Source organism: Wolbachia endosymbiont (group A) of Lasioglossum morio, assembly GCF_947250585.1.
GTDB lineage: Bacteria > Pseudomonadota > Alphaproteobacteria > Rickettsiales > Anaplasmataceae > Wolbachia > Wolbachia pipientis.
In genome coordinates this window covers 585,062-607,465 of record NZ_OX366327.1, presented here as the reverse complement: position 1 = coordinate 607,465, position 22,404 = coordinate 585,062, and the positions used below count along the sequence as shown (strand labels likewise).

The following is a 22,404-nucleotide window of genomic DNA, read 5'->3' as shown; positions in this document are numbered from 1 at the left end:
TTCTTTTGCCTTTTTTTTCATTTGGTAAATTTCTTAACATTTATGGCTAAACGACAATCGTCATCCCGCTACTTGTTAGCGGGATCTATTGCCGAGATACCGCGAATGAATCGCGGTATGACGGTTCGCGGTGGCATGACGATAAAGTTTATACCTCGTCATCCCGCTGCTTGTTAGCGGGATCTCTTGTTAGCGGCTGAGATACCGCGAATGAATCGCGGTATGACGGTTCGTGGCAGCATGAAGATAATCCCGCTACTTGTTAGCGGCTGAGATACTGCGGCGGTATGACGTAGATTGCTGTCATTCCGCTACTAGTTAGCGCCGCAGCGGTATGGTGTAGGAAAATTAGCTATATAGCTAACTTGTACCACGCGTTAAAGCTTTTAAACAGGTCTTGGTTTACTTACTCCATTATTTTCTTTATTATCAGATATCATTTTAAATAATATGGAGGAGCAAATTGTCAGCAATTGCCATTATTGATTTTGGTTCACAGTTTACACAGCTTATCGCAAGACAAGTAAGAGGAATGGGTGTTTATTGTGAGATATTTCCAAGCAACATCAGTTTTGAAACAATATCAAAATTCAATGGGTTTATTCTCTCTGGAGGACCACAATCTGTAAATGATGATTGTTCTGAAACAAGTAGAGTAGTACATGAAATTATAAAACTTAATGAGGCAACAAACGTTCCTATACTTGGAATATGCTATGGACAGCAACTCATTTGTCATTATTTTGGAGCAAAAGTAAAAGAGAGTTTCAAACAGGAGTTTGGTAGAACTAAAATCAAGATACTAAAAGAATCCCCCATTGTAAAGGATACCTGGGATGTTAATTCTGAAGTGGATGTATTAATGAACCATGCGGACAGTGTTGATACTATACCACAGGGATTTACTGTTATCGCATCAGGTGTGATAAATCAAACAATTGCAATGATTGTCAACGAACAGCGGAAGATTTACTGTACTCAGTTCCATCCTGAGGTTAAGCCCACAACAAATGGCAGTAAATTGCTCTCTAACTTCTTGGATATTGCAAATTGCAAAAGAGACTGGACAATGAAGTCGTTTATTGAGGAGCAAAAGGAAAAAATCAAAAATGTAGTAGGAGAGAAAAAAGTAATCGCTGCAGTAAGTGGTGGGGTTGATTCAAGCGTTGCAGCGGCTCTCACATATAAAGCTATAGGAAAACAATTAAACTGTATTTTTATCGATACTGGGTTGTTACGCAAGAACCAGACCATTGCTATGTTGAAAGAGATTCCGATAAACTACGTTGATAAATCAAATTTATTTTTGAGTAGATTGAAGGGAATAACTGATCCAGAAGAAAAACGAAAAATTATCGGTAACACTTTTATTGAAGTGTTTGAAGAAGAAGCAAAAAAAATAGGTGATGTGGATTTTTTGATGCAAGGTACCATCTACTCTGATGTAGTTGAGTCAGGGCATGCCTCAGACAACACTAGTACAATTAAGTCTCACCATAATGTTGGTGGGTTGCCAGAAAAGATGAATCTGAAGTTAGTGGAGCCTTTACGTTACCTCTTTAAAGATGAGGTAAGGCTACTTGGAAAGGAAATTGGGCTTTCAGATGAGATAATATTTCAACATCCATTTCCAGGACCCGGACTTGCGGTGAGGATTATAAGTGAAGTCGATGAAGAAAAGGTGCAAATATTGCAAGAAGTAGATGAAATATATATTAATACGATGAAAAATTACGATCTATATGATAAGATATGGCAAGCTTTTGCTGTATTATTACCAATAAAAACTGTAGGCGTTATGGGAGATGGTCGTACGTATGGATATGTTTGTGCTTTAAGGGCTGTAACATCATCTGATGGTATGACAGCTGATGCATTTCCATTTGAAAATAAGGATCAACACTTGCTAGTATTTTGGGATTTTTTACAGAATGTTGGCAGTATAATTGTTAATAATGTTCCCGGAGTAAATAGAGTTGTTTATGATATCACTTCTAAACCACCCGCAACTATTGAGTGGGAGTAAATCAAAAAGATCCCGCTGCTTGTTAGCTGGATCTAGAGATACCGCGAATGAATCGCGGTATGACGGTTAATTTTCTTTATTTTGCTTATAATTTCCACAAGCAGTGCAAACATAAATGAAGAATACAAATATCCTTTTGGTAATTCTATATGAAATCCATGAAGTATGAGGTACACACCGACAAGTAAAATAAATAAAATGGCGATTATTTTTAACCCTGGGTTAGATTTGATTAACTGGGCGGTATAACTTGATAAAAACAGCATTGCTAGCATGGAAAATGTAAATGCTGTAGCAATTATTACCATGTTATAAGTTAGTGCTATAGCAGTTAATATCGAATCAACCGAAAAAACTAAATCTATTAATATAATTTGTAGCACAACTAAAAAAAATTTTGATTTAACGTTTGCTTTCTTTTTATTTTTCTTACATACAAAGATGTCATCCCGTAACTCCATAGAGCTCTTAACAATAAGGAATAATCCCCCTGCGATCATAAGTAAATCCCTTGCTGATGCAGTGTGAAATATAGGTTTTTGCATTGACAATATAGATGATGTAAAAAATAGTATTACAAAACGCATTAATAGTGCTAATCCAAGGCCCATAAGGCGCACTCTTTCTCTCAGCGCATTTGGTACCTTATCTATTGCTAGAGAAATAAAGATTAAATTGTCTACACTAAGTATAGTTTCAAGTAGTGTAAGTGTCAGTAAAGTCCAAGCATCAGTTAGCATTTTTGTTTCAAATTCGGTTCTTCTTACTCTACAATAGATGTGTAAAAATTAAGTGACTTCACTCAGAAGTTTTATAGCAGTTCTCCAGAAAAACAGGATATATAAAGTTCAGCAGCTTCTTCTATTTTCGTTTTTGAGCAAAATCAATAATAAGAGAGTTTCTTATTTTCATGCACGCAAATAAGATAAAGCCTTATTTTCATTTTTGACTTTATTTGAAAATAATATATACTATAAAAATAGTGTGCTAGGTTGAATGAATGTATATTAAAGGATCACCATCAGGCAAAGTATTCGCTGGTTATCAGGCATTTATACCAAGCCCCTTGCCACCAAAATTTGAATGGAACAATGATTTAGTTAATAGTCTTTAAACCCTTACTTTACTATAAGGAAAGTGGTTGAAAACTTAGGTGTCGTATTTACAACAGCCCAAAGAGCAATCGTAAAGCTTGAAGATTTAGGCATCGTTTCACAAACTTCTCAAGGAAAGAGAGATCGGGTTTATTGTGCAACTGATATTTTGAATATTCTAGAAGAACCAACTAAGATTACAGAGAACTTCGATAGCACATTGTAGCTATTGTGATGAATAAATTCAGCAAACAGCAAGCTTAAAGAGTCTGATCCAATGGACATGCTGAACAAAAAGTAAGGAGCTCCTTTTGGAGGATTATATTAACTTATTAATTAATTGCTTGACTTTTAGCAGGATTTATTATATTATTTATTAATGAGCAATGCAATCAAACCAAGGAGGATAGCATGATAAATAATTTGGATTCAATAATTCTTGGAATAAAAGATGGTGAAAAGGCGATTGAAGATTTAAGGGTTGTTCTTAAAAAAAGAAAAGAAGAAGTTATTACTACACAGACATTTAATTACGCTTTACGATGCCCAAAAACTACAAAGGAAGCGATAGTACACGAAATTCTGCTTCATTTTATACAAAATCCTGGCGAGCAATCACTAGAACAAGTGATACAATGCTTAGATAGAGCAATACAATCTGGGATATATGCAAAAAACAACCCAATAAGAAATCTAGATGAAGAATTTCGTACTCATATAAACTTTAAAGATGAAGAGGGAAATACATTACTACATCATGCAGTTATAGGTAATAAAACTGAAGAAATAATCACCCTTCTTGTTACATATAGTGCAAATCCTTTGATACAAAACGCGGATAATAAAATTCCTTTAGATTTAGCTCAAGGAGAAACAAAAGAAGTGCTTATTAAAAGTATGAAAAAACAAGCTAATACGAAAAAAGAAAGCGCTATGGTAGGCAGTTTGGTGCCTGGCGTAATAATTGGTGGTTTTCTTGGTGTTGTACTTGGAGCTGGTGTGTGTGTTGCAGTAAGTCTTTCTGGTGGTATGATACTAGGTGTAATGATAGCATCTTCCCTTGTTGCTAGTATAGCTATTGGACTGGCCATGTATTTTTTGAGTCAAGACTATGAACAGGCTAAAGCGATAGAAAAAACTATTAGCACTGTTAGCTCTGAAATATCTGTTGATGATACAACTGCCGCTAATAAAAATAATAAAGAAGGGCCACAACTTACATATAGCTGACCCAAGCAACACGTCATACCGCGATTCATTCGCGGTATAGATTCCGCTAACTAGTAGCGGAATGACGAATGTGTCGTTTTTCAAATTGTCGTAAGTCACTTTAGCTATAATACACACAAGGAGGGTGTCATCCCAGCGCCCCTATGATGTCATCCCAGTGCTTGACACTGGGATGGCTTTGTTGCATAGCAACTGAAAAAATCTGGTGGCTACTGACAAAATTCATTATAAAATAGCGATTTAACTGTTGAAGAAAAAATATGCCACAAAAAATGAGGGTCAGTAACCATAGCGAATATAACAAATTTCTAGAAAAAAGAGGAAATATTTTTCATTATATCAACGAAGCCATAGAAAAGTGGTACGAGAATGGTCCAAAAATACCAGGTGGCAACAATATTTATAGCGATAAAGTTGTAATTTTGGTGCACATAATAACTTGTTTATTTAGAATAGGCCTGAGGCAAACAGTTGGGTTTATAGCAGGATAACTTGAGCAAATTGGGAAAAATTTGCAAGTTATCAGCTATTCACAATCATCAAGAAGGTTTAAGAAACTTAATATTAAGATCAATGATTGCAGAATTGATAAAAATAATATGGAAGATATCGAAATTGCTATAGACAGTACAGGAATTAGTATATACAACAACACTCCTGGTCATAGCAAGGAAAATAGCGAAGATAGAAAGTATCGCAGCTATGAACAGACAAGAAAATTGCATGTAATGTTGAATACAAACAGCAAAAAAGCCATAGCTGTAAAATACAGTAATGGTGTCTACTCTGATCACTATGGAGCTTGTGATTTGCTAAAAGAAGTCGATTTTCAGTATGTCATAAAAGTACTATATGCAGATAGGGCATATGATAGAGAAAAGCTCTATAAGCTGTGTAATCAATATGGTATAAAAACGAAAATTCCTCCGAAAAACAACGCAGCAGAGCATCCAAAATTGGATTATATGCTTGATAGAAATGCCGCTATTCAGTTAATGAAATTACATGGTGAGAATGGTATAAAAAGATGGAAAGAAGAAGTAAATTACGGAAAAAGATCGTATATTGAAGGATTTTTCTCAAGGTTGAAGCGAATATTTGGGTTTAGTTTTAGGAGCAAATCTGAGATTAATCGTGAGAAGGAACTACTTGTTAAATGCTATTTGCTCAATAAGTTCACTGATATTGGTATGGCTAAATTTGAGATAGCTTCATAAATTTATTGTGCGTTACCTACTATCCGAAGAGCGATGCAACAAAGCCCACTGGGATCCAGAAAAGTTTGCTTGTAAACTAGCATGGAAAGTAGCTGATCTTACACTAAATGAATGTTTTTGATGAGGTTGCATAGAAGCTGGATTCCAGCGTCACGCGCTGGAATGACAACTGCGTTTTTTGTTTTTTTGTCATCAAATACCCCTACTCTTTATGTCATCCAAGTGTCCTGACTACTTGGATCCAAGAAATTTAATTGTTTTAAATTTTTCCCTCTATACACCTATTTAAAATTTATGTTATCCACATGTGCAATATAATCTATAATAACGTTTATCAATACAATATATTAAAAAATATTATGAGCTTCGTAAAAGAAAAAAACACCCCTGTGATGGAGCAGTATTTGAACCTGAAAGCTCAATACAAAGATCATCTGCTATTTTATAGGCTAGGAGATTTTTATGAATTGTTTTTCGATGATGCTATTAAAGCTGCGAAATTGCTGAATATAGTGCTCACTAAGAGAGGTAATTCGTGTGGGCAAGAAATACCAATGTGTGGAGTGCCAGCACACAGTAGTGAGTCTTACCTGCACAAGCTAATAGATTTAGGATTCAAAGTAGCAATCTGTGATCAATTAGAAACTGCTGATGAAGCAAAAAAGAGGGGCTATAAATCCATAGTAAAACGTGATGTAGTGCGAGTTGTAACTCCAGGTACAATTATAGAAGATTCACTACTGGAGGATAAAAGCAATAATTATCTCGCGTCCATAGTTGAACAAAATGACGAATATGCTATTAGTTGGCTTGAATTATCGACGGGAAAATTTTTTCACACTTTAACGAGTTTGAAAGCTCTAGATAGTGATTTATTGCGTATATCACCAAGAGAATTATTAATTTCTGAAAAATTCACTGAGGACGAAAAAATTAGATCGGTTTTAAAAAATTATAAAATATCAATTACGCAACACGCACAGAGCTTTTTTGAGTATAGTAAATCTCACAGAACGTTATGCGAGTTTTATAAAATCAGGGAACTTGGGAGTATAGGAAATTTCAGCAAAGTAGAAATCATGGCGTGCGGTGCACTGCTTGAATATGTCAGAGTAACACAAAGGGGCTCCATTCCAAGGCTTGAATTCCCAAAAACCTATAAGCAACAAAATTTCATGCTTATTGATGCTTCAGCAAGGAGAAATCTTGAGTTGTTTTCAACTCAATTTGGTGAAAAGAAAGGTTCACTAATTTCAGTTATTGATCACACAGTTACAGCCTCTGGTGGACGCCTGCTCAAACAAATGCTCGCTTCACCCCTTGCTTGCTCCAAGGCAATCAATTTGAGGCTCAGCACCGCTCAATTTTTTGTAAATAATCATGAGCCACGCAGAAAAATACGAGAGATATTATCTAACATTCCGGATATTGAAAGGTCTTTATCGCGCTTAATACTAGGGCGTGGTTCACCAAAGGATATGAACCTATTGAAAATAGGCCTCGGAAAAACTTTGGAGTTGTCTGAGTTTCTGTCTACCTTGCATAATTATTGTTTAAGTGAAAAATCAGAAATTAACTCTCAGATGTCACTCCAGTGCTTGACCGGAGAAAAGGAACCAGTGTCTACTACTCAGGTGATAAGTAGTGACGAGAGTGAACTCAGCACAATACATAAGAGCCTTGGTAATCATAAAGACCTATTTGAACTGCTAAATAGTGCTATACTTGATAATAATCTCAGTTCCGTGAAAGAGGGAGGGTTTATCTACCCAAAATACAACTCAGAATTATCCGAGTTATCTTATATATTGAACAATAGTAACAAGTTGGTAACCAAACTTCGTGAATCTTATCGCGACCTAACTGGCATTGCCGCACTCAAAATATTACACAACAATATACTCGGTTATTACGTTGAAGTGTCAGCAAATCACAAAATAACTTCGGATATATTTATTCATAGGCAAAGCTTAGCAAATAGCATGCGCTACACTACTAATGAGTTGAAAGAATTAGAAAATAAAATTCTTACGGCACGTGATGCTGCAATCGGCTTAGAAATGAAAATTTTTAGTGAACTGTGTAGTGAAGTTGCTAAAGAGTCTGAAAAAATTGCTCTTGCTGCAAATGCTTTGGCAAAACTTGACATTAGAACCGCGTTTGCAGAGCTTGCAGTGCAAAATAATTACGTAAAACCCATTATTGATGACAGCAAAGAGTTCAATATCTGTAGCGGAAGACATCCAGTGGTTGAAGTTAACGATAAATTCATTGCAAATAGCATCAATTTAGCTGGTATACATCTAATTACTGGTCCTAATATGGCTGGAAAAAGCACTTTCTTGAGGCAAAACGCTCTCATTGCAATTTTAGCTCACATGGGGTCATTTGTGCCAGCAGAGAGTGCACATATTGGAGTGATTGACAAGATATTCAGCAGGGTTGGCGCAACGGATAATATAACAGCTGGTTATTCTACCTTCATGGTAGAGATGATCGAAACAGCAACGATAGTAAATCAGGCAACGGACCGTTCCTTGGTGATACTTGATGAAATTGGTAGGGGCACAGGGGTGTATGATGGATTATCTATTGCACAGGCGGTGATTGAACATATTCACAATGTAAATAAGTGCCGCGCCATTTTTGCAACTCATTATCATGAATTAACTAAAGTAAGCAAATACTTGAAGAACGTGAAATGTTTTTGTGTAAAAATAAGAGAGTGGAACGGAGAGGTTATCTTTCTACATGAAGTAATTGAAGGCATTGCAGATGAGTCATATGGAATACATGTAGCAAAACTTGCTGGTTTTCCTGATTCTGTTTTAAATAGAGCAAGTGAAGTGTTTGAGGAGCTGAAGGCTTGAATCATTATTATAAGTGAAGAATTACCTATACAATCGTGGTAGTAGCTATAGAAACGAAAAACTTACTTGACACCCTTCGCCAGCGCCCTTATCATGATAGTGAAGCTATTGTATTTGCTTTCGCCAATCTGCAGATTAAAAGGTAAGGATTACTTAATGTATCGGCGTCTTATGTTCAATTTTTTGCAGTATATAGATACTGTATGTCTTTACAAAACTTCATCTACATCTAGATTTTTATCTAAATAAGCTGAACGCGCTTATAAAGCGTTACAAGACATCAAAAAATGCCAATACTCGACAGAGATAGTAAAAGACTAGCTAACTCGGGGATTCTTTGTCTTTTTTTCTGCTTAGTAAATTTCTTAAACATTTGCAGCGTAAGTTAGTTGCAATTAAAAGCAGCTTAATCTTGCTTGTCAAGCGTTTAAAACATAAAAAACGCCAATATTTTAAAGCGGATAATAACCCCAGGGCTTCTTTTGCCTTTTTTTTCATTTGGTAAATTTCTTAATGTTTGTGGCTAACATGAACAAACATTTGAGAGTAACTTCCGCTAGTAGGGTGTCATCCCAGTGTCTGGGCACTGGGATGACAAAAAAAGGAGGCTACTCGGATGACAGCTAGCCTGACAACCGTCATCCCGCTGCTTGTTAGCGGGATCTCTTGTTAGCGCCGCGGCGGTATGACGTAGAATTTTACACTCACCAATTCAGTGTCCAATCTGGATTCCAGACTGGAATGACACCCTTTTGGATGGAAACCAGTGTCAGGACACTGGGATGACAAGAAAGAGGCTACTTGGATGATACCTATAGCCCTGTCATTCCAGCGCGTGACGCTGGAATCTAGTTCTTATTATATATCCAGAGATTTACTATATTAGTAATATCAAACTAGATCAATTCTTGCTACTTCAATTTTTCTTTCAGTTAATTCCTGCCTGGCACGTTAAGTCTAGCCTTTTATAAATGAACCAGAATTATAATTTATCTTTTAAAAATCTCAAATGTAATAAATTTATGTTTTAAAGGATTTGATATATCAAATTTTATTGTATTTACTTTCTCATCAAAAACTATAGTATTCTCATCTATGTGATATCTGTCTATTTGATATGCTAGTGAAAATGCGTCAAGCTTATCAGAAGTTGGAGGAGATTTATATACCACTACATTTAAAGTTTCTAAGTCTAAGTTCACTCTAACAGTCACAACACCTTGTTCAAACGAACTTTCAAACAAACCTTGAATAGATTCACCATGCATACATGGCGGGTCCATTCTTACAGCAGATATACATCGATTATATATTGCATCCCCTGAACCGTTGTGCATGCACATCGTAAAATCTTTACTTCCTTGAAAAAGGTCTATAAAATCTACCATAACACTTCACCACTACATAACAAACACTTTATAATATTATAAGTAACTAGCAAGCTCCATTACTAATTTCGTAGTGACTCTAATTGCAAAATTTAATATAAGTAGTAAAATAGAACCACTGAATAAAAAACATATGTTAATTAATACAACGTCGGAGCTGGAGGACATATGTGAGGGGTTGATAGCAAAAAAGCCAAAATTTATAGCAGTTGACACGGAGTTCATTAGAAATAATTTAATCTACTACCCAAAATTATCGTTAATTCAAATTTCTTACGGAGAGAAGAGTTTTATTGTAGACGCACTAGTGCCAGAAATTGATTTATCATTCATTAAGAAAATAATGCTAAATCAGGGGATAACCAAAGTGTTTCATAGCTGCCGGCAGGATATAGAATCCTTACTCACTGTGTTTAAATGTATTCCCACTCCCATTTTTGATACCCAAGTTGCTGCTATGTTTTGTCATTATTATCATGACTTTATTGGTTACTCAAAAGTAGTGGAGCAATATCAAGGAATAGCACTGGATAAAATTAAAGCTAAAAATTCAGATTGGTTAAGGCGTCCGTTGTCCGAAGATCAGTTAGATTATGCAGTAAACGACGTGGTACACCTATATGACCTATACCAAATATTGTGCAATAAACTTGAAGAAAATAATAGGATGGGTTGGTTTCAAGAAGAGATGGAATCAATAGTTGATATAAATAAGTATTTACATAGCCCAAAAGATGCATGGAAGAGGATTAAATTTAATTATGAAGTAAATCCAAGATTGATACTAACTGTTAAAGCAGTTAGTGAGTGGCAAGAAACCTTAGCACAGCGCTATAATATGAACCGTAATAAAATAATCAATAATGCTGTAATAGCTGATTTTATTGAAAAAAATATAGAGCATGTTGATGAAATTTTAGATGATCTCAAGAGGAATGCAAAAAATATAAAAGATGCAGATTTACTAGAGTTTGTGAATATTTTTAATGAAAATGAGAGAAATTGGATGCAGCAAAACAACACCTTATCGAGTAATTATGACAAATCTGTACTTGATATACTCTCAATTATTTTAGATAGTAAATGTAAAGAAAGTAACATATCAAGGAAATTAGTTTCTTCAAAAGATGAGTTAACCGGGTCAATATCTGGACAGACAGATAAATTATTCAAGGGATGGAGATATGATTTTTTTGGCAGGTCAGTTGAATCATTTTTGAACACAAGCTCAAAATTTGAGATTTCAGCAGTGAAATCCGCAAATAATATAACCAAAATTCAGAGTAATTTAGTGGAGAATAACTGTTGCTAAAGTAACTTAGATTTATCGACAATCGTCATCCCGCTACGTGTTAGCGGCCAAGTGACGGTATGACAAGGGAGAACAGTTGCTACGTGTTAGCGGCTAAGAGATACCGCGGCGGTATGACGGTTAAGTAGGGTGTCATCCAAGTAGCCCAGACTACTTCGATCCAGGAAAATTGATTGTGCACTATACAACATAAAAGCTGGATTCCAGACTGGAATGACACCACCTACAAATTGCAATGTTCGTATAGTTATGTGCTTGACACTGGGATCTAGAAAATCTAGTTAATATATATAGAGAAACCTTAGCTATAGTTTCAAAAGAAGTCTAATGTGTTTTTGTTATATGATTATAGGTCTAACAGGCGGAATTGGGGTAGGAAAGAGCTTTGTAGCTAATTGCTTTCAAGAGTTTGGTGCTGTTGTATTTGATGCTGATTCTGTTGTACACCAACTTTATAAAGTGGATAAAAGCATAATAAGTTATGCAGAGAAAAATTTTCCTGGAGTGGTAGTAAATGGTGAAATAGATAGAACAGTACTGTCTAAATATTTCTTAGCCTACGATGAAAATTGGAAACAATTTCAATCTTTGGTTCACTCTGCTGTGCTGCGTGAATTAGAATTTTTTATTGCCAAGGAAAAAAAGATCGATAGAAAACTTTTAGTTTTAGATGTGCCACTTCTATTAGAAACAAAATTTTATTTATATTGCGACCTTATTGTTTTTGTTCATGCAGATAGCGTTGTGCAAGCTCAAAGACTTAACGAACGCAACATAGATAAAGAAAAGCTTAATCTAATCTCCGATGTTCAGTTATCTATTGAGGAGAAAAGGAAGATGAGTGACTTTATTATCGATACCAGTGTAAGCAAAGAGTATGTTTTTTCTCAAGTAAAAGATATAGTGGATTCATTAAACCTAAACACGTAGCTCTACGTCATACCGCCGCGGTATCTCTAGATCCCGCTAACAAGCAGCGGGATGACGGTTGTCAGGATCCCAGCAGCCTCCCTCCCCTGTCATCCAAGTAGCCCCCTATGGTGTCATCCCAGTGCCCAGACACTGGGATCCAGGAAAATTGATTGTGCACTATAGCAACATTTTTGATCAAAAACTGGATTCCAGTGTCAAGCACTGGAATGACACCCTTCCGATGGGAACTGCTCTCAAACTACAACAGCATGAGTAGCTACAGAAGCTTTAATGATACAAGAAAAAATAAACAGCTATCATTTTTTTAGTAATTAAGTAAAATAGAGTGAAAGATTGCGAGGAAGTTTTGAAAAATAAGATAAAAAAGATAGTAATTTCAGGAAAGGAAGTGTGGCCAATCATCGAAGGTGGTAAAGGCATTGCAGTTAGTGATGGGAGATCAAGCGGAGCATTTGCTGCAGCAGATGCTGTGGGTACGTTTTCTGGTGCAAATGCTAAGCTTATTGATGATAACGGCGAGTTGGTGCCGCTGATTTACAAAGGCAGAACAAGAAATGAAAAACACAGCGAATTGATTGAATATAGTATTAAAGCTGGAATTAGTCAGGCAAGAATAGCAAATGAAATATCAAAAGGTCATGGAAGAGTACATATGAATGTACTTTGGGAGATGGGAGCAGCAGAACGCGTGCTTCATGGCATATTAGAAGGAGCGAAAGGTTTGATTCATGGTATTACCTGCGGTGCTGGTATGCCTTATAGGCTTGGAGAAATTGCAGCTAAATATCAGGTTTATTATTACCCTATTATCTCATCGGTGCGTGCTTTTAAAGCATTATGGAAGCGTACTTACCAAAGAATATCTTCCTATTTGCTTGGTGGAGTAGTGTATGAAGATCCATGGCTTGCTGGAGGGCACAATGGACTCAGTAACAGTGAAGACCCAGAGCTACCACAGGCTCCATTTGAAAGAGTTGCAGAGCTTAGATCTTTCATGAACGAGATCGGTCTTTCAGAAACACCAATTGTTATGGCAGGAGGAGTGTGGCATTTGAAAGATTGGGAACATTGGTTTGACAATCTGCAAATTGGACCAATAGCTTTTCAGTTTGGCACTCGTCCACTTTTGACGAAAGAAAGCCCAATTTCTGCAGAGTGGAAAAAGAAGCTACTCACTTTAGAAGAAGGTGATGTATTTTTAAATAAATTCAGTCCAACAGGGTTTTATTCATCTGCGGTGAGGAATAATTTTATACGTGAGTTACAGGAACGAAAATTACATCAAGTAAATTTTTCAGAAAATGCCAGCGAGGAATTCAATAGTGAATTTGCAATGGGTAGCAGAGGTAGGAAGATCTACCTTACTGCAAAAGACAAAGAGCTGGCAAATACATGGACTAAAGCAGGGTACACAGAAGCAATGAAAACTCCAGATACAACTGTTATTTTTGTGACGCCAGGCAGGTTTGCAGAGATAAGACAAGATCAAATCAATTGTATGGGATGCTTAAGTCATTGTTTGTTTAGCAATTGGAAAGATCATGGTGACCATTCAACAGGACGAAAGCCAGATCCGCGTAGTTTTTGCATACAAAAAACACTGCAAAACGTTATACACGATGGTGATATTGAGAACGAACTCATGTTTTCCGGGCACAATGTGTACAAATTTAAGCAAGATCCATTTTATGAGAATGGCTACGTACCGGCAGTAAAAGAACTGGTGGAAAGGATATTGACTGGGTATTGAGTCAGTGACCTTACCCAGAAAAAGTGGAGAGAAAGTTTGGAATGTTTTTTACAAAAAGAATGATGCATCAAATTGTTCTGGAATGCAATAGTTAATAGTGACGTTGTTTGTTATAAAAAATTTCTATGTATTCAAATATTGCAGTTCTAGTTTGTTGAGCAGAGTGTTGTGAAGTATCAATAAGTATTTCTCTTTTCAATGAGCTAAAGAAGCTTTCTGCAACAGAATTGTCGTAACAACAGCCTTTATTACTCATCTATATTCTTTACAGCTAAGAGATATTGATACCCTTGCGCAGTATATTGTGAACCTTGGTCACTGTGCAGCAGTAGATTTTTAACAGGTTTACGCCTATTAATGGCCATTAATAAAGAGTTCATAACCAATTGTTTATTTATTGCACTACTCATTAACTACCATACGTGAGAATTATTGCTGCCAAATATAGCCATCCCTCCTTGGTTTTGATGTAAGTAATCCCATACTTTATTTGGTTGATCAACAATAAAGTTTTGATCTAGTATATTGGGAGCTACAGCTCTATTATCTGTTTGTTGTTTTTTAATTTTAAACTTTCTTCTCAGTATAGCCCTGATGTCATTTTTCTGCATAATACTTTGCACCGTTTTCAAATTGCAACTTTTACCCAAAGCCTTCAATTCAGCATGAATTTTAGGAGCTCCATATCTACATTTAGAAGCTTGATATATTTTTTGAATATCTGCTAATAACTCTTTATTTGCTGATTCTCTACTGCTTATTTTTCTTGTGGTCCACTTATAGTAGCCACTAGCAGAAAATCCTACATAATTCCTGTACTTTATAGCAGTTACTATATAAAAAAATATTTTACTCTTTTTGACTGGCCAGGGCTTTTTTTTAAATGTCTCTTTCCCTTGTTACTCTTGCTTTGTAAATCAAACCTCTCTTTGTCATAAGGTGCTACATCTGGAAATGCATTTGCCGCTGACTTTTTTTCGTTATATTTCTTCATCCATTTTCCTAATACACTATCCCTTATTCCTAGATCTCTTGCTACTTTTGCAACTGGTTGACCTACCTTTCTTTGTTCATTTGCCAGCTTAACAGCTTCCAATTTGAATTCTGCCGTATATTCTCTTGCCATTTCTAATCCTCCAAAATTTTATTTTACCCGAAAAAACTCTTTTCTTTCTCTCCACTTTTTCTGGGTAAGGTCAGTTTACTGGCCTCTCCATGAGTGAGATTGAAAAATTAAGTGGAAATCTGTGAACGGTTACCTTGGATGACAGAAAAGAGTGTTGGAAGGAGGCAATATTAAAAACTTAATTTCAGTCCAGCCAAGAACACATAACCAGAGTTGTTATTTTCTATTTTAGGTTCTTTGGTACTAAATTTTACAATATCGAAATAGTATGAAGTACCTAAAAAAAGAGAATTTTCAAGACTTAAAGCATATGATGTTAACTCGTTTGTACCTTCGCCTGCAATATCCCTACCACTACTAAAATATGTTAAGCTCGATTTGTAAGAATCAGAACGGTAAGCGATACCTGCATTCATATAATACGTATTATTTGTTTCAGGATTACGCTTCTCACCAGATTTACCACCATTACCATACGAAAAAATGCAATCAAGATCGAACAATTTTAGCTTCAAACCAAAATTCCAGTGTAGTAATTGATTATGACACTGAAGATCGCTAGGATTTTTATTTGTACAGTCATTAAAATTTTCCCTTGCAAATTCACCAGTTAAGGCAGTAGTAAAACCTATATCATCTGACAAGCTGTTTTTATAGGAAAGGCCAGCAGCAATTAAATTGCTGTACTGTAAGTTATTTTTTCCTGGAACATAACTGAATCCGAGTTGAAAGTTATAGATTTCAGGGGAGATGTAGTTAATTGATGATTGTTTTAACCCTAGTTCGAGTTCATTATAATCGCTATAAATATTGGGCTTGACCCAGAACACCTTGTCTTGATCATATCCAGGGTCACCATCCTTTTTATGATCACCGCGCAAATTTGCATAGTTTGTCCAATGACCATTTACTCCTCCAGCAGCTGCATAAATTTTTGAAGTGTTAATTAACATGCTCTGACCAACTAAACTTCTTTTACCATATTCAATTGATCCAAGTTCCTGGTTTTTTATGATAAAATACCATTCCTCCATGTCTAACTTTTCTATGTCTAACGCTTTTAGGTTTGCAATACCAGAAACCCCTGCCTTAACATTAACCCCCATTTGAGTATTTGGATAAACTTGCTGTAAATAAAGAAAGCGCAAGTATGAATAACTTGAAGTTTTATCCTTAGGCTTAGCATTGAAAAAATCTCTGTTGAAGGCGTAGCCGAATCTCAAATCTATTTTTCCGTCTAGTTCTGCATAAAATATTTCCTTATCCAAAATTGTTTTAGAGCTAGCACTATTCTGCAAAAACAATGATGAAAGCAGTGCTACCAGGTAGTACTTTAACTTCATAAATAAACTTAAATCTTTATAAAAATTTAAGTTTAAACTCAATATAAATAAAAAACAACTTTTCAGAAGGCACCGCTGGTAGATTTTGCTGCCTGTTTTTGAGCTATATTCCCATAAATTATTGATACACTTGGTAATTTTCGCTTTAATAACTGCTTATTAATGGCAGAATGTATACGATTAATTATTTTAGATGTACTTTTTACATCGCAGTTAATCAAAACAAAAAGCACTTTATTCTCATCAATATACCCTAGAAAATCATCACTACGGCAATTTTTATAAAAATGTTCTATGACAACTTTCAGTGCATTATTTGTCTCACTACAGCTACTATTTAAGCCAATCACTCCTATAGCTGCATTAATTTGATGTTGAAAGGCAAAATTTAATATAACGTATAACTCTAGAATAGTGGACTCATTGCCCGGTATATCGAATAAGTCATGGTTTTTATATTTTTTACCCATTAGATATTTATCTCTAAAGATTCCTAGTTTATGGGACAAACTGATATCACGTATTAATAGCTCATAATTTATTTTATTACTGGCAAATTGTGCAGTGCGGAAAACTTTTACTTTTGTCCTGATATCTTCTCCTTTAGCATCAGTTAAGGAAAAATCTATCACTTTAGGTAATATATCAAGTAAATCGTGCCCATTTTCGGTATACTCTAAATAATTCTTCATGTCGTCAGCTGCTCTTGCACTTAAAATATTGATTAACGGCTTATTAAGTAAATTCCCTTCCTCGTATTTTAACAAATTCCTTGCGGCTTGATTGAGCCCTAAAATTAACACGTTTTTTTTCTTATTATCCTGACAAACAGATACCACAGCATCATCTTTTCTTCTTGCAGTTATGAAATCATCCATACTTTCATTCTATACAGCGTATTTATAAGTATAATAAGATTATATTAAGATTTACTTACTTATTAATATGCTTGATTGGGTATAGGTAAAATGTCATATGGGATGGCTTTGTTGTAGAAGAATCAAGATTACTGTTTATAGACTTCAAGTTACTGCAAAAAATATTTTAAAACATAGTGATATCTTGACTTTACCTAGTTAATATTCCAAATTATAAAAAAACAGATAGTTCTATGACGACAAGTCTATTACAAGGCAAAAAGGGATTAATAACCGGAATAATAAATAAGAGATCAATAGCATACGGTATAGCAAAAACTCTCTCAGAGCACGGAGCAGAACTTGCAATCACCTACCAGAATGAAATAATAAAAGAAAAACTATCACCAATAGCAGATGAACTAAATGTGGAGCTAATATTACACTGCGACGTTTCAAATGAAAAAATCATAGATAACGCTTTCGAAATAATAGAGAAAAAATGGGGTACTCTTGACTTTTTGGTGCATGCAATAGCATTCTCCGATAAAAATGAGTTAGATGGTAAATATGTCAATACTTCACTGGATAACTTCCTCAATGCAATGCATATATCGTGCTATTCTTTTACTGCTTTAGCGCAAAGGGCTGAAAAAATGATGTCAAATGGTGGTAGTTTACTTACTTTATCTTATTATGGCGCTGAAAAAGTTATGCCAAATTATAACGTTATGGGTTTATGTAAAGCGGCACTTGAAGCAAGTGTAAAATATATAGCATGTGATCTCGGGCCACAAAATATCAGAGTAAATGCAATTTCCGCTGGTCCAATCAGAACTTTAGCATCTTCTGGAATAAGCGATTTTCACTCCATATCAGAATGGAATAGAAATAATTCTCCGCTCAGACGCAATGTTACAATAGAGGATGTTGGCAAGGCAGCGTTATACTTATTAAGCGACTTAAGTAGTGGCACTACTGGAGAAATTTTGCACGTTGATTCAGGATATAACGTTGTGGGAATGAAGGTAGTTGACTAACAAAGCACTAGTTCCTTCGGGTTCATACACAACTCTATCAGGAGTTTTGTGACTGTGATTGCAGAAAACATCGAACATAAAATTCCTATTGATAGAGTGACAGAAAAGCCTCTTATTGCTCCACTGCCAATAATGAACATTATTCCTGCAGCAATTAATGTAGTGATATTTGAATCCAGTATTGTCTTTATAGCGTTTTTAAACCCTTCTTCAATAGCACGTTCCACTCTCTTGCCAGATTTGATTTCCTCACGAATTCGCTCAAATATTAAAACATTTGCATCCACCGCCATACCAACAGTAAGTGCAATACCGGCAATTCCAGGTAAAGTTAGAGTTGCTTCAAGCAGAGTGAGAATTGATAATATAAGAACTACATTAGAAAAAAGTGCAACAGAGGCCAATACACCTAATTTGCCGTAAGTGATGATTATAAATAAAGCCACGGCTATAATAGAGATTGTTGCTGCCATTTCCCCTGCCTTTATTGATTCTTCTCCAAGACTTGGGCCAATGTTTTTTTCTTCAATTATTTTAAGTGGTGCTGGCAGTGCTCCAGATTTTAAAAGTATTGCAAGTTCGCTTGCTTGTTTTTCAGTGAAATTACCGCTAATTTCTCCCTCTCCATTTAAAATTGGCTCACGTATTGTAGGTACTGTTAAAACTGTGTTATCCAGAACAATTGCAAAAGGTTTTCCCACATTTTCTTTAGTGATTTTCGCGAATCTTTTACTCGCTATGCTGTCAAATTTAAAATGCACTGTCGGTTTACCTAAATTGCCGAATCTAACTGATGCGTTAACCAGCGAATCGCCACCTATTTCAGTCTTGCGGAATATTGGATAAGAATTACCTAAAGAATCCTTGAGCATGACAGTAGTTTCGTAATCTATATCCTGCACCTTGGCTATGTTAGTGTTTGCCAAATGAAAAGCTAGCTTAGCAGTTTTGCCAAGCAGAGATTTTATCTGCTTGGTGTCTTCTACTCCAGGCACCTGCACTAATATTTTATTCTGCCCTTGTTTTTGAACGCTGACTTCCTTTGTGCCAAGTTTATCCAAACGGCGCTGGACATTGTTTATTGATTCTGCAACTACTTCACTGATCAAAGAATTTTTATAATGGGGTTTATACGAAATGAGAATTGAAGAATCTTTTCTATTTAGCTCTAAATTTGGATTTATCGCATTAATCAACATAGATGCTTTTTTATAATCATCAATATTATTTAAAGTTACAACGCTATTTTGTACGTTAGATTCAATATTTTTTGTTAGCAATGTCTCTTTTATTTCGTTAGCTAGCATGCTTAGCTTTTCCTTAAAATAGAAGTCTAAGTCTATGTTTAAAAGCAAAGATGCCCCTCCTTTCAGGTCAAGGCCTAAGTTTATTCTTTTTTTCGAAATAAAAAGCTTATTATCAAAGAAATTTGGCAGTGTTATGTATAAAGCAAGTAAACAGATGCATAATACTGAAAAAGATTTGATTATAAGTCTGTTGTACATAAGTTGTAGGTTTAAAATTGTAATAATTGATTGTAAGTTAAAAATAGATTTTTGTAAAATTCTCTATTTGACCTTACCCAGAAAAAGTAGAGAGAAAGTTAAGACGTTTTTATCATGAGAATAAATTGTGCAGGAATGCAATAGTTAATAGTAGAATGTCTACGTTATTTGTTATAAAAGATTTCTATGTATTCAAATATGGCAGTTCTGGTTTGTTGAGCGAGAAGTATCAATAAGCAGCTCCCTTTTAAGTGAACTTTTCTGCAACAGAGTTATCGTAACAACAGCCCTTATGGCTCATGCTGGAAATGATGTTTTTTGTATTCAATAGAAATTGGTAATTTTGAGAGGTATACTGTGACCCTTGATCGCTATGTAACAGCAGATTTTTATCGGGTTTGCGTTTATCAACGGCCATCAATAAAGAATCTATAACTAATTATCATGTTACTCATTAACCACCATGCGTGAATATAGGTCAATTATTGCCGCCAACAACCTTCTTTAGTTTTTATGTAGGTAATCCCAAACTTTATTTGGCTGATCAGTAGTAAAATTTTGATCCAATGTGTTCGGAGCCACAACTCGGTTGCTTATTTGCTGTTTTTTATTTTTGAACCTTCGTCTAAGCTTGGTTTTAATGCCATTTTCTTGCATAACACTTTGTACTGTTTTAATTTTTGCCTAAAGCTTTTAATTCAGCGTGAATTTTAGGGGCTCCATATCTGCATTTAGAATGCTTGATGTATTTTTTGAATATCTGCTAGAAGCCCTTCTTTTGCTAATTCTTTACTGCTTTTTTCCTTAGCAACCAATACCACCAGTACAAAACCCTACATAGTTCCTGTGTTTTATAGCAATTTCTATATAAAAGAATACTTTACTCTTTTTCTTTGCCCAGGGCTTTTTTTAAGATGTCTCTTTCTCTTATTAGCTCTTTTTTTAGATCAAATCTTTCTTTGTCATAAGGAGCCTTTGCCTGGAAATGCGTATGCTCCAGACATTTTTCCATCATATTTTCTTACTTAACATACTGCCATCTATACCTAGATCTTTTGCTATTTTTGTACTTGCTTGACCTGTTTCTTTAACCAGCTTAACAGCTTCTAATTTGAATTCTGCTGTATATTCTCTTCTATTTGTCATATTTTGAAAAAACGTTTTATTTTACTCCAAAAACGTTTTAACTTTCTCTCTACTTTTTCTGGACTACTCCGAATCGGTTGACAAATTGGACGTTTGATAAGCATAATTTGGAGCTTCTTGTGTAATGACTATATCATGAGCGTGACTCTCTCTTAATCCTGATGCAGTAATAGTAACAAATTTACAATTTTTTTTCATCTCTTCTATATTCCTATTACCAGTATACCCCATTGCAGCTTGCAATCCGCCAATCAATTGATGGATTACTCCTGAAGCTGGACCTTTGAATGGAACTCTTCCTTCCACTCCTTGTGGAACTAATTTGAGTTTTGAATCTTTATCTTGAAAATAACGGCTAGCTGAACCTCGTTTCATTGCACTAATAGATCCCATTCCTCGATAGCCTTTATATGCTCTGCCCTTATACATAATAATCTCACCTGGGCTTTCGTCAGTGCCAGCAAAAATCGAACCAATCATCACAGAGTCAGCACCAGCTGCAATAGCTTTTGCAACATCTCCTGAGTATTTTACCCCACCATCAGCAATTAGTCTTACGTTTCTTGCTCTACACACCTCTGCAACATTCTTGATTGCAGAGAATTGTGGCACACCAACGCCTGTAACTATTCTGGTTGTACAGATTGATCCTGGTCCTATTCCAACCTTCACTGCATCAACACCCGCATCAATCAACACTTCAGCAGCCTCCTTTGTTGCGATGTTTCCGCCAATTAATTGCGTATTAGGATACATCTTTTTTATTTCCCTAATGGTATTGATAACGTTTTCGGAATGACCGTGAGCAGTATCCACAACAACTACATCAACTTCTTCTCCGATCAAAGCTTCACATCTTTCTATACCATCTTTTTTACCAGTGCCAATTGCAGCGGCAACTCTGAGCCGTCCTTTACTGTCTTTACATGAATTTGGATATCTATTGTATTTTTCAATGTCTTTAACCGTAATTAAACCTATACAACAAGAATTTTCATCTACGACCAAAAGCTTTTCTATTCTATTTTCATGCAACAATTTCATTGCTGAGGCACTATTCACTCCCTGCTCCCGCACTGTCACTAACTTATCTTTTGTCATCACTTCGGAAACTTTTACATTCATGTTCTGGTCTTCAATAAATCTCACATCTCGGTTAGTTAAAATTCCAACTAACTTGCGTTGATCGACTACAGGAATGCCAGAATAATTGTGCTCTCTCATTAATGAAATTGCTTCCGCAACTGTTTTATCCGGTGAAATCGTAATTGGGTTATACACGATCCAACTTTCATATTTTTTCACCCTTCTTACTTCTAAAACTTGTTCATCTATTGATAAATTCTTATGTATGCAACCTATCCCTCCATGTTGGGCAATAGCTATTGCAAAGCCCGATTCAGTAACAGTATCCATTGCAGAGGATATGAGAGGGATATTTAGTTCTATATTATTTGTTAAATAAGTTTTTGTATCTGCATCGCAAGGCAATATATTAGAATAGGCTGGCAAAAGAAGTATATCGTCAAACGAATAACAAGCTTCCATTTTTTTCATAGGCTTTATT

16 protein-coding genes and 3 pseudogenes are annotated in these 22,404 nt (G+C 35.4%); 10 read left to right on the top strand and 9 right to left on the bottom strand.

What is annotated here, in order from left to right; all coding sequences use genetic code 11:
- Positions 1–463: 463 nt before the first annotated feature.
- A complete protein-coding gene (guaA, locus tag OOK89_RS03020; RefSeq protein WP_264719281.1) occupies positions 464–2,026 on the top strand; it encodes a glutamine-hydrolyzing GMP synthase in 1,563 nt (520 codons plus the stop codon).
- A gap of 32 nt (positions 2,027–2,058) precedes the next feature.
- On the opposite strand, the gene OOK89_RS03015 is transcribed toward guaA, so the two are convergent.
- Positions 2,059–2,766, bottom strand: a complete 708-nt coding sequence (locus tag OOK89_RS03015; protein ID WP_038199715.1) for a TerC family protein — start codon at positions 2,764–2,766, stop codon at positions 2,059–2,061.
- A 397-nt stretch (positions 2,767–3,163) separates the two neighbouring features.
- Between OOK89_RS03015 and OOK89_RS03010 the strand changes: the two genes are divergently transcribed.
- From OOK89_RS03010 to mutS, 4 genes and pseudogenes are all read left to right on the top strand, one after another.
- Positions 3,164–3,346, top strand: coding sequence for a hypothetical protein (locus tag OOK89_RS03010; protein WP_006279522.1), 183 nt, complete (start codon positions 3,164–3,166; stop codon positions 3,344–3,346).
- Positions 3,347–3,531: 185 nt separating this feature from the next.
- Complete coding sequence (locus tag OOK89_RS03005) at positions 3,532–4,350, top strand: ankyrin repeat domain-containing protein (protein ID WP_141456816.1); 819 nt, start codon at positions 3,532–3,534, stop codon at positions 4,348–4,350.
- A gap of 260 nt (positions 4,351–4,610) precedes the next feature.
- Positions 4,611–5,567 (top strand): annotated as a pseudogene (locus OOK89_RS02995) (IS5 family transposase).
- A gap of 359 nt (positions 5,568–5,926) precedes the next feature.
- Complete coding sequence (mutS, locus tag OOK89_RS02990; protein ID WP_264719308.1) at positions 5,927–8,437, top strand: DNA mismatch repair protein MutS; 2,511 nt, start codon at positions 5,927–5,929, stop codon at positions 8,435–8,437.
- A 989-nt stretch (positions 8,438–9,426) separates the two neighbouring features.
- On the opposite strand, the gene OOK89_RS02985 is transcribed toward mutS, so the two are convergent.
- Positions 9,427–9,825: a hypothetical protein gene (locus tag OOK89_RS02985; RefSeq protein WP_007548550.1), complete on the bottom strand. Its 399-nt coding sequence runs from the start codon at positions 9,823–9,825 to the stop codon at positions 9,427–9,429.
- A 133-nt stretch (positions 9,826–9,958) separates the two neighbouring features.
- Here OOK89_RS02985 and OOK89_RS02980 point away from each other — a divergent pair, with 133 nt between their 5' ends.
- Together OOK89_RS02980 and coaE are read left to right on the top strand one after the other, a co-directional pair.
- Positions 9,959–11,137, top strand: a complete 1,179-nt coding sequence (locus OOK89_RS02980; protein WP_264719306.1) for a ribonuclease D — start codon at positions 9,959–9,961, stop codon at positions 11,135–11,137.
- 342 nt (positions 11,138–11,479) lie between these two features.
- Positions 11,480–12,067 (top strand): dephospho-CoA kinase, encoded by a 588-nt coding sequence (coaE, locus tag OOK89_RS02975; RefSeq protein WP_151808066.1) that lies wholly within the window; start codon positions 11,480–11,482, stop codon positions 12,065–12,067.
- Positions 12,068–12,128: 61 nt separating this feature from the next.
- Here coaE and OOK89_RS02970 read toward each other — a convergent pair whose 3' ends face one another.
- Entirely contained in the window at positions 12,129–12,272 is a 144-nt protein-coding gene (locus OOK89_RS02970) for a hypothetical protein (RefSeq protein WP_179947529.1), read from the bottom strand.
- Positions 12,273–12,416: 144 nt separating this feature from the next.
- Here OOK89_RS02970 and OOK89_RS02965 point away from each other — a divergent pair, with 144 nt between their 5' ends.
- Positions 12,417–13,820 carry an NAD(P)H-dependent flavin oxidoreductase gene (locus tag OOK89_RS02965; RefSeq protein WP_264719277.1) on the top strand — a complete coding sequence of 468 codons (1,404 nt, stop codon included), beginning with the start codon at positions 12,417–12,419 and terminating at the stop codon, positions 13,818–13,820.
- A 48-nt stretch (positions 13,821–13,868) separates the two neighbouring features.
- Here the strand turns inward: OOK89_RS02965 and OOK89_RS06615 are convergent.
- From OOK89_RS06615 to OOK89_RS02935, 3 genes and pseudogenes are all read right to left on the bottom strand, one after another.
- Positions 13,869–14,946: pseudogene (locus OOK89_RS06615) on the bottom strand (IS3 family transposase).
- Between the two features lie 170 nt (positions 14,947–15,116).
- Positions 15,117–16,289 carry a porin gene (locus OOK89_RS02940; RefSeq protein WP_264719276.1) on the bottom strand — a complete coding sequence of 391 codons (1,173 nt, stop codon included), beginning with the start codon at positions 16,287–16,289 and terminating at the stop codon, positions 15,117–15,119.
- Between the two features lie 62 nt (positions 16,290–16,351).
- The gene (locus tag OOK89_RS02935; protein ID WP_264719275.1) at positions 16,352–17,167 is read right to left on the bottom strand and encodes a hypothetical protein; all 816 of its coding nucleotides are present in this window, start codon (positions 17,165–17,167) and stop codon (positions 16,352–16,354) included.
- Between the two features lie 233 nt (positions 17,168–17,400).
- Between OOK89_RS02935 and OOK89_RS02930 the strand changes: the two genes are divergently transcribed.
- Positions 17,401–18,186 (top strand): enoyl-ACP reductase FabI, encoded by a 786-nt coding sequence (locus OOK89_RS02930; protein ID WP_006280349.1) that lies wholly within the window; start codon positions 17,401–17,403, stop codon positions 18,184–18,186.
- Here the strand turns inward: OOK89_RS02930 and secD are convergent.
- On the bottom strand, positions 18,183–19,628 hold the full coding sequence (gene secD / locus OOK89_RS02925) for a protein translocase subunit SecD (RefSeq protein ID WP_458694374.1): 1,446 nt from the start codon (positions 19,626–19,628) through the stop codon (positions 18,183–18,185). The two genes, OOK89_RS02930 and secD, sit on opposite strands and share 4 nt — an antisense overlap.
- On the opposite strand from secD, the gene OOK89_RS02920 reads away from it, so the two are divergent.
- Positions 19,528–19,809, top strand: coding sequence for a hypothetical protein (locus tag OOK89_RS02920; RefSeq protein ID WP_237357365.1), 282 nt, complete (start codon positions 19,528–19,530; stop codon positions 19,807–19,809). The two genes, secD and OOK89_RS02920, sit on opposite strands and share 101 nt — an antisense overlap.
- Positions 19,810–19,855: 46 nt before the next feature.
- On the opposite strand, the pseudogene OOK89_RS06610 reads toward OOK89_RS02920, so the two are convergent.
- Positions 19,856–20,837: pseudogene (locus tag OOK89_RS06610) on the bottom strand (IS3 family transposase).
- Positions 20,838–20,900: 63 nt separating this feature from the next.
- Entirely contained in the window at positions 20,901–22,394 is a 1,494-nt protein-coding gene (guaB, locus tag OOK89_RS02905) for an IMP dehydrogenase (protein WP_264719272.1), read from the bottom strand.
- Between the last annotated feature and the right edge of the window lie 10 nt (positions 22,395–22,404).